Annotated in this window: 5 protein-coding genes; 4 read left to right on the top strand and 1 reads right to left on the bottom strand. The window is 44.7% G+C overall.

The window, feature by feature from the left end; genetic code table 11:
• The first annotated feature begins 1 nt into the window (after position 1).
• Both ACTIE0_RS10430 and pgm read left to right on the top strand, forming a co-directional pair.
• The gene (locus ACTIE0_RS10430) at positions 2 to 2,203 is read left to right on the top strand and encodes an ATP-binding protein (protein WP_006625781.1); all 2,202 of its coding nucleotides are present in this window, start codon (positions 2 to 4) and stop codon (positions 2,201 to 2,203) included.
• 428 nt (positions 2,204 to 2,631) lie between these two features.
• Positions 2,632 to 4,287 (top strand): phosphoglucomutase (alpha-D-glucose-1,6-bisphosphate-dependent), encoded by a 1,656-nt coding sequence (pgm, locus tag ACTIE0_RS10435; RefSeq protein WP_006669141.1) that lies wholly within the window; start codon positions 2,632 to 2,634, stop codon positions 4,285 to 4,287.
• A 92-nt stretch (positions 4,288 to 4,379) separates the two neighbouring features.
• Here the strand turns inward: pgm and ACTIE0_RS10440 are convergent, their stop codons facing one another.
• Positions 4,380 to 7,634 carry an alpha-mannosidase gene (locus ACTIE0_RS10440; RefSeq protein ID WP_006669140.1) on the bottom strand — a complete coding sequence of 1,085 codons (3,255 nt, stop codon included), beginning with the start codon at positions 7,632 to 7,634 and terminating at the stop codon, positions 4,380 to 4,382.
• 141 nt (positions 7,635 to 7,775) lie between these two features.
• Between ACTIE0_RS10440 and ACTIE0_RS10445 the strand changes: the two genes are divergently transcribed.
• Both ACTIE0_RS10445 and ACTIE0_RS10450 read left to right on the top strand, forming a co-directional pair.
• The gene (locus tag ACTIE0_RS10445) at positions 7,776 to 8,672 is read left to right on the top strand and encodes a hypothetical protein (RefSeq protein ID WP_006625785.1); all 897 of its coding nucleotides are present in this window, start codon (positions 7,776 to 7,778) and stop codon (positions 8,670 to 8,672) included.
• Positions 8,673 to 8,725: 53 nt separating this feature from the next.
• Positions 8,726 to 8,962 carry a hypothetical protein gene (locus ACTIE0_RS10450; protein WP_157883446.1) on the top strand — a complete coding sequence of 79 codons (237 nt, stop codon included), beginning with the start codon at positions 8,726 to 8,728 and terminating at the stop codon, positions 8,960 to 8,962.
• The last annotated feature ends 148 nt before the right edge of the window (positions 8,963 to 9,110 follow it).

Raw genomic sequence — 9,110 nt, forward strand, 5'->3', positions numbered from 1 at the left:
GATGCTGGCAATTCTCACCAAACTTCCAGAAATTCTCAGAAATTGGTGGTCTGAGTTTACCCTACAAACCCGACTCATGGCGGGAGCTACCCTGGTGGTGTCCCTATTGATGAGCGGTTTAACCTTTTGGGCCGTTAATACCATTCAGCAAGACGCTCGTCTTAATGATACCCGCTATGGTCGAGATTTGGGCTTACTTTTAGCCGCTAATGTCGCCCCCATGATTGCTGAAAATAATCGGGAAGAGGTAGCCCGTTTCTCCCGTCAGTTCTACACCAGCACCTCTAGTGTGCGATATATGCTCTATGCTGACCCCGACGGCGAGATTTTCCTCGGTCTCCCCTTTTCTGATTCCGCAGTCCAGAACTCCCTCACCCTGCGACGACGGATGCAACTGCCGGAAAATTTTCTCGCCAGTGTCGAAGCGAGGGATTATTCCGCTTTACCTATGGTGCGCCAGCATCTTACCCCTGGGGGTCAAATAACAGATGTATTTGTTCCCCTAATGCACGATGACAAATATCTGGGAATTTTGGCGATCGGTATTAATCCTAATCCCACCGTTGTCGTCTCCTCTAACTTAACTCGTGACGTTACCTTAGCAGTTTTCGTCTCTATCTGGGTTATGGTAATTTTAGGGGCGGTTTTTAATGCCCTAACCATTACTCAGCCGATTAAAGAACTACTAATGGGAGTCAAAAATATAGCTGCTGGTAACTTTAGACAACGCATTGATTTACCCTTTGGCGGTGAATTGGGAGAACTCATATTGAGTTTTAATGAAATGGCAGAACGCCTGGAAAGCTACGACGAACAAAATATCGAAGAGTTGACCGCCGAAAAAGCCAAGCTAGAAACTCTGGTTTCAACTATTGCAGATGGTGCAGTTTTAATAGATGCTGAACTTAATCTAATTCTCGTCAACCCGACCGCGCGTCGCCTCTTTGGGTGGGAACGTCAAAGCGTCATTTCTGAAAACGTTTTAACCTATCTTCCCGCACCAGTATTACAAGAACTATCTCAACCATTACAAAAAATTGCCTCTGGAAACCTAGAAGGAGGAGAATTTCGCTGTTCTCTCACTGAACCAAATAATCGCACTCTCCGCATTCTTCTCACCACAGTTTTACTACATAAATCCCCCGGTGTAGAACCCCTCTGCGCTAGTTGTATCTATGACCACGATAATAGTTGCACCTCCCCCCAAAGACCCCAAGCTAATGAATGTACATTCTACAATCAAGATGCCACCGTCAAAAATCAGGAAAACTATCGGGAAAGTTTAAAAGGCATTGCTATGACTATTCAGGATATCACCCGAGAAGTCGAACTAAATGACGCTAAAAGCCAGTTTATCAGTAACGTTTCCCATGAGTTGAGAACACCTTTATTTAACATTAAATCCTTTATCGAAACTCTCCACGACTATGGCGATGATTTAAGCGAAGAAGAACGTCGAGAATTTTTAGAAACCGCTAACCATGAAACTGACCGCCTTACCCGTCTAGTTAATGACGTTTTAGATTTATCTCGCCTTGAGTCCTGTCGTATTTATCACCTGGAACCTGTTGATATTGCTCATCCTATTGAACAAACCCTACGGACTTATCAACTCAATGCGCGAGATAAGGGAATTGAATTGAGTAAAGAGGTAGAACCATTACTACCAGCCGTTAGAGGTCACTTTGATTTGTTGTTACAAGTCCTCACTAACTTGGTCGGAAATTCCCTCAAATTTACCGAAGCTGGCGGAAGAGTAATAATTCGTGCCTATTTATTAGATGATAGCCATCATATCTCCCTGGCTGAGAGTCGAGAAGCAGCCGAAATTGAACGGGGAGGTTGGATTATGTCTCCACCACCACCTCGACCTTTAGATAGGCATATTTCCCACAATTCACAACTATATCAGAGAGTGGTACGCATCGAGGTTTCTGATACCGGAAGCGGTATTGCTTCGGAAGACCAAGAAGCTGTTTTTACTCGATTCTTTAGAGTCGAAAATCGAGTGCATACCTTGGAAGGGACGGGCTTGGGTTTATCTATTGTTAGGAATATTATTGAAAAGCACAATTCTCAGGTACATTTGGTTAGTGAGTTGGGAGTGGGAACTACCTTCTGGTTTGATTTGGCTGTCTACCAGGAAGACCAACAAAATTTGATTCCTGATGTGGTCGCACCAGCTATGGAGTTCCTATCATGAACTATTATCCCCCCTGTCTACGCAATCATCCAATATGCACAAAATGTCGATTTTGTCAAGATGTCGATTTTGGGCTTCCTCTCCGTAGCCTAAAATTGGTGCATCGGGATTTTTTAAAATTGCTCAGAGAATAATTATTTGGGCGATAGAATAGGGGTTATAGCCCCTATTTTTACAAATAGACACAGCAAAACCTTGGGTGCGATTTACTCTAGCCTACCATAACCCCTATAATCTCGTCAATATTTTGAGATAAATTATCAATAAAAATGTATTAATTCTTAACAAACTTGGTAAAATTAAAACTCTTGGCAGCGATACATTAGTAAAACTTAACTTAAATTAGCCAAATTGCGACGATAAATACACAGGACACTGACTGGTATAATCTCAACCATTACCCAGAGTATAGAATCATCAAGATAATAATGGTAGCCAAAAACATTAGCCCCTTGGCCGGAAAAATCGCCCCAGGTGATATCTTGGAAAATATCGATCGCCTTATTGAGCAATATTATTCAGTGCGTCCAGATCCCAACAATCCTCAACAGCAAGTAAGTTTCGGTACATCTGGACACCGGGGATGTTCGGCTAACGGCACTTTTAACGAAGACCATATCCTAGCGGTTACTCAAGCGACGGTAGAATATCGCCGCCACCAAGGCATTACGGGTCCCCTGTATATGGGTCACGACTCCCACGCTTTATCTGAACCGGCGCAAAAAACCGCCCTAGAAGTTTTAGCAGCCAACCAAGTAGAAACCTACATAGCCACAGAGGAAGGAAATGGCAAATTTACCCCCACCCCGGCGGTTTCCCATGCCATTCTCACCTACAACCGCCAACGTACAGAAGGTTTAGCGGACGGTATTATCGTCACCCCCTCCCATAATCCCCCCTCGGACGGTGGCTTTAAATACAATCCCCCCTCTGGCGGTCCGGCAGGTCCGGAAATCACCAAATGGATTCAACAACGGGCTAATCAAATCCTGGCTGATGGTAATCGCGCGGTAAGTCGCAGCCCTTACAATCAGGCATTATACGCCAGCACTACTCACAGTTTTGACTTCATTACCCCATATATTGCTGACCTGGAAAATATTATTGATATGGCAGCAATTCGGGAATCAGGAATTAAAATAGGTGTTGACCCATTGGGGGGTTCTAATATTGGTTATTGGGAACCTATTGCAGAACGTTATGGGTTAAATTTGACTATAGTCAATCCTACAGTTGACCCGACTTTTGGGTTTATGACTGTAGACTGGGATGGGAAAATTCGCATGGACTGTTCCTCTCCTTATGCTATGGCGAATTTGGTTAAACTCAAAGATGATTATGATATCGCTTTTGGGAATGATACGGACTCAGACCGACATGGTATTGTTACCCCTAGCATGGGATTAATGAACCCTAATCATTTCCTGTCTGTGGCTATTTGGTATTTATTCACTAATCGACAAGGCTGGAGTCCTGAAAGTGCGATCGGGAAAACTTTAGTTAGCAGTAGTTTGATTGACCGGGTAGCTAAGGATATTAATCGCCAACTTTGTGAGGTTCCTGTAGGCTTTAAATGGTTTGTAGATGGCTTGCTAGACGGTTCTTTGGGTTTTGGCGGTGAAGAAAGCGCTGGCGCATCTTTCCTGCGAATGGATGGCACAGTTTGGACTACTGATAAAGATGGGATTATTATGGATTTACTGGCGGCGGAAATTACGGCTAAAACTGGTAAAGACCCTGGTATGCACTATAAAGACATGACTGAACGTTTGGGTCGCGCCTACTATTCCCGTATTGATTCTGCTGCTAATTCTGAACAAAAAGCACGCCTCAGTAAGTTATCTCCAGAAGATGTGAAAGTATCAACTTTGGCGGGTGATCCAATCGTGGCTAAAATGACTAATGCACCGGGAAATAATGCGGCTATAGGTGGTTTAAAAGTTACGACGGAACAAGGTTGGTTTGCTGCACGTCCATCGGGTACAGAAGATGTCTATAAAATCTATGCGGAAAGTTTTAAGGGGGAAGAACATTTGAATCAGATTATTTCGGAAGCACAAAAAATTGTGAGTGACACCTTTTAATAATTAATCAATTTTCCTGAGAAGCTGGGTTTTTAAAAACTTTTTTCCCAATTCTACCCGGCTTCTCAAGTCCTGGTAGTCTGATGATTATCTCAAGTTACTTCGTCACTCCCAGTCTTCCCAGAAATGGCTAACCCTAACACCTGCCAAGGTTGCATCTTTCGGTCAAAAACCCCAACCCTTTCCTCCAATAAGTTGACGGCATAGTTGACCTGGACTCCTAAACTATTCTCGAATTCCAATACTCCCCCACTTCCTTGACACTCATAACCTCGTATAATCCAAGTCTGGTGGTCTAAGTGCGATCGCTTCACAGCCATTAACACAAAATTACTAGCACTAAAACCTAAAAAACTCCGACAGGACTCACCACCAGTTATCCCCACATTAGATAACTCTAAAACCCTCACCTGTAGCGGCTGATTAAACTCATAACCTCGTCGCATAGTTTCCCCCTGTCGCCAATCACCTAAATGGGGGTAAATACCATAACTAAACTCATGAACACCTACATCAGCTTTCGGGTCGGGCCATAAAGAACCCCGTAGCAAACTTAAACCAATTTCATCTGGCTTAAAATCATATCCATACTTACAATCATTTAGCAATGATACACCATAATTACCATCACTCAGACTCCCCCAATTTAAAGCAGGAACTTCCCATTTGGATTTGTCAAAATTTGTCTGGGGTTCGGTCTTTCTCTCCATTACACCACAAGGGATTTCATAACTCAGTAAATCTGCATTTATAGACAATGGAAAATAACCCTTCATTAACACATGATTCTCTCGCCACTCTACTCGACACTCAACCCGTAAAATTGGCGACCCTATCGATAAAACATAATCTTGACAAAACCGAGAGTTATTAAATCTCTTGAAAACTCGCAACCTCCCGCGTAGATAACCTTTTTCGACAAACTCAATTGACTCTAGTTGCGGACTATCTAAGGGATACTTATGATAATTGGGGTCAATATTCCAAGCATCCCAATATTGTCCCTGGTCTCGAAACAGTCGCCATTGATGTCCGGGATATGTCAAGACTTCCCGACTATTGACTTTATCAAAAATCTCGATTAAGTCTCCTGTTTCTCCCGACACTTTTACCCGTAAATACTGATTCTCAAATTCCCAATTTTCGGAATTTTTACGATTAGTATTGACATCTAAACGGGAACCTGATATAGTGTAGTAAAGTCGGAAAAGGTGCGCGCATATAAGGTCATTTTTCGGCTCAAACCCTTGATTCATGGGTGTTTCAGGGGATTTAGGCACTAACCAGAAACAGCGATAACCGACTGACGGCACATCAGTTGCAAAAAACAGCAATTCAGACCGACCTGAAACCCGCACCAGTTGGGAATTTAAGGCATTTCCAGTGCTTTCGCAAACATCCCAACTTCCCTGGGGGGGTAATGGGACTTGGACAATTTCGGAACGAGTCCAATTGAGGGGGTTAAAGACGACAATGGGTATAGCTTGAGGTTGTGGGGGGTAAGGGAGAGAAATGGAAGAAGCGATCGCATCTAATGCTCTATTTTCAGCATCTCCAGCGGTTGTCGCGGCTGCCTGCCAACCCCGGTTAGCATCCTCATAGACCTCAGCAATAGCGGACCCTGGGAGGATATCATGAAACTGATTAAACAAAACCCCCTTCCATGCCTCTTCTAAGGTCGCCTGGGGAACTTCAAACCCGGTCACGATAGAAGCGACAGCGGACCACAACTCAGCCCGATAGAGCAACCCTTCGCACAAACGATTCCAACGCTTTTGGTCAGCGTGGGTAGTATAGCAACCTCGATGAAACTCGAGATATAACTCATCATTCCACACTGGAAGATTGGGTAAATCACCCAGCCCATCCAAATAATCGACGGCGGACATAAAACGCAAATCAGGAAACAGAGGAGACGATCGCCAACGACGGATGACCTCCAGCATTTCCCGCGTCGGACCGCCGCCATGATCGCCAACTCCTGGCAACCATAAACACTCATTTAAGCCAGTTTGAGACTCCCACTCAATGCCATAGTTTACTAACTTGAGGGGTTCGACATTTTCCCCAATTGGTGCAGACATCAAACTGACAATTTCGGTACCGTTCAAACCTCGCCAACGAAAACAACCATAGGGAAAGACTGTTGTATCATTCCACCGCAACTTTTGAGTCGCAAAAAAATCAATCCTTCCCAGAGTCAGCAACTGGGGAAGTTGCCAAGAAAAACCAAAACTATCGGGTAGCCAAGCTATACGGGAGACTTCCCCAAACTGATCAGCGACATAATATTGACCATAGAGAATTTGGCGAACAATTGACTCCCCAGAAACGGTATTTAATTCGGGTTCAACCCATAAACCAGCGGCGACCTCCCAACGCTTCTGGGAAATCCGATTTTGGATTAACTTAAACAAATCGGGTCTATTTTCCTCAAGCCAAGCATATAGCGCGGGGGTAGAATGAGTAAAAATCAACTCAGGAAAATCATCCTGTAAAGCGAGGACGGACTCAAAGGTTTTAATGGCGACCGACCAAGTTTCGGCGACTGACCATAGCCAAGCCAAGTCTAAATGAGCATGACCTAAAAACCTAAACTTAACTAACTTTAAATCCGCACAGGTATCCCAACACTCTCGCAGACGGAATAACTCGGACATAAATAAATGGCGATCGCCTACAATATCCCAATTTATCCTACTAACGGCTTCCCCTAACTCCTGCCACCTTTGGGGAGAGAGGAGGGGGAAAACTTGTGCGCGACTTGTCAACTCCAACTCATCAATATTTCCCTTCAGCAGATAACTAGAGTAAACCGCCAACTCGTCGCCAATAAAACCCGGATCAATATCTCCAACTTTTCCGGCTTGGTAGACACAACTAGAGGCTACCAAAGCACCTCGATCATGAGGGGGACTTACCAACCTTAAAAAGATCCTAAACTTGGTGGAAGGTAAGACGGACTCGGACAAAACGATCGCTGTCCTACAATCAAATAAATCTCCCGACTGTACCAAACTACCATTAACATAAACTTCAGCCAACTGTGCCCACCAAACCAAACTCAATTTCAAGCATAAACCCTCCAACCTATACCCCCCTAAATTAGCGGGAATATTAACCTCCTGGGCTAACCACAAAACTTTCCCCCCCTCAGACCAAGCTACATGACCCCGATCATTCAAATCCACGAAGGACCAATCACGCCACCCCTGGTTCATTTGTGGGGAAATATCTCCCTCATGAAACCGCCACCGTCTCTGAAGATCGGATCTGGTCATCTCCCGCAATCTGGCGATCGCCTGATTAATCACAACACGACTATCATCAGAACTAGATAAACTCATGTTCAGCCATCAACCACTCAACTAACAAACATCATGACTTATCCTATTGGCTCTTGCCTATTCCCTGTAAGTTGCTGTACAATGGGAGGCACGAGCTATTAATAACCACCAAAACCATCTCTTAGCATAACTTGAGCCTATATGTCCTCAGCCCACTCCGGTCCCTATAAAAGCCGCCTGTTTAACTTCCTCCTGAGCAACTATCAGCAATTTAGTGATGCTTGCGATCGCACTTGGCGGAATATTCGCTACGCGACCAGCGCCACCACCCAAATTTTACTTTATCCGATTTATCTAATTCTCCAAAATACTCCTCTGAGCAACTTTACACTTCCCACCCCCAAAGTCTCACCATCATTACCCTCCGCAGAAACCACGGCGAAGGAGAACCCCCAACCACAACCATCATCTCACCCTACTCTACTTTTAGCGATCGACAACACGATCGCAGAAATTGAACCTCAAATCAAACCGGTCGCCACGACGCTTTTCCATAACTTCCACCTATGGATATTTTCGACCCTCAATTATTTACTCAAAGAACCCACCGATAATCTCAACCCCTCTCTAAGGGTATCGGTACCACTTCCAGATCCTTGGAAAACCTCAAAGCCACCTTTACCTTTAACCAATTCTCAACCTCAATTTAGATTAAACTCGACTTCCCCCAAGACTCGGACTCCTCAACTTCCCCCCAGTCAAACTCTCCCTAATTTTCCCAAGTTAGAATCACAAATACTGGAACAATTAAACCACCATCAAGGATCACAACTACAACTAGCGACTTCCCCTAACACCCCCCTCACAGAAGGCGGTAGCATAGCCTATTCTCAAAAACGAGAGGTAGAAGATAAACCATTATGGTTAGAAACACCAGCAGAAGCGATCGGATATGTTAAACATCCCCTACAATCTTTAATTGAATGGTTGGATAGGGTGATAGCGATCGCTGAACAAATTATCATCAAAATAGTTAACTGGTTAAAATCATCCCCACACCTTTCAATTCTCCAAAAATTAGCCCCACCTCGCTCCTAATCACCCTTGACACCTGCCTCCACATCTGCTATTATATTAACGATAGTTCAGACATGGCTATACGCTTGATTCTTTATTCAACACATTACCTCCCAACTCCCACCTTCGACCTGTCAACTCTCGGACTTCCCCCAACTCTCACCCGTCAACTCTCGGACTTCCCAACTTCCCAACTCTCGGACTTTCCCCCAACTCCCACCTCCGACCTGTCAACTCTCGGACTTCCCAACTTCCCAACTTTCCAACTTTCCAACTCTCGGACTTCCCAGCTTTCCAACTCTCCAACTTGAGGACTTCCCCCAACTCCCACCTCGGACCTGTCAACTCTCGGACTTCCCCCAACTCTCACCCGTCAACTCTCGGACTTCCCCCAACTCTCACTCGTCAACTCTCGGACTTCCCACCTGTCAACTCTCGGACCTGTCAACTCTCGGACTT

This window comes from Limnospira sp., from assembly GCF_051859755.1.
In the GTDB taxonomy this organism is placed as follows: domain Bacteria; phylum Cyanobacteriota; class Cyanobacteriia; order Cyanobacteriales; family Microcoleaceae; genus Limnospira; species Limnospira fusiformis.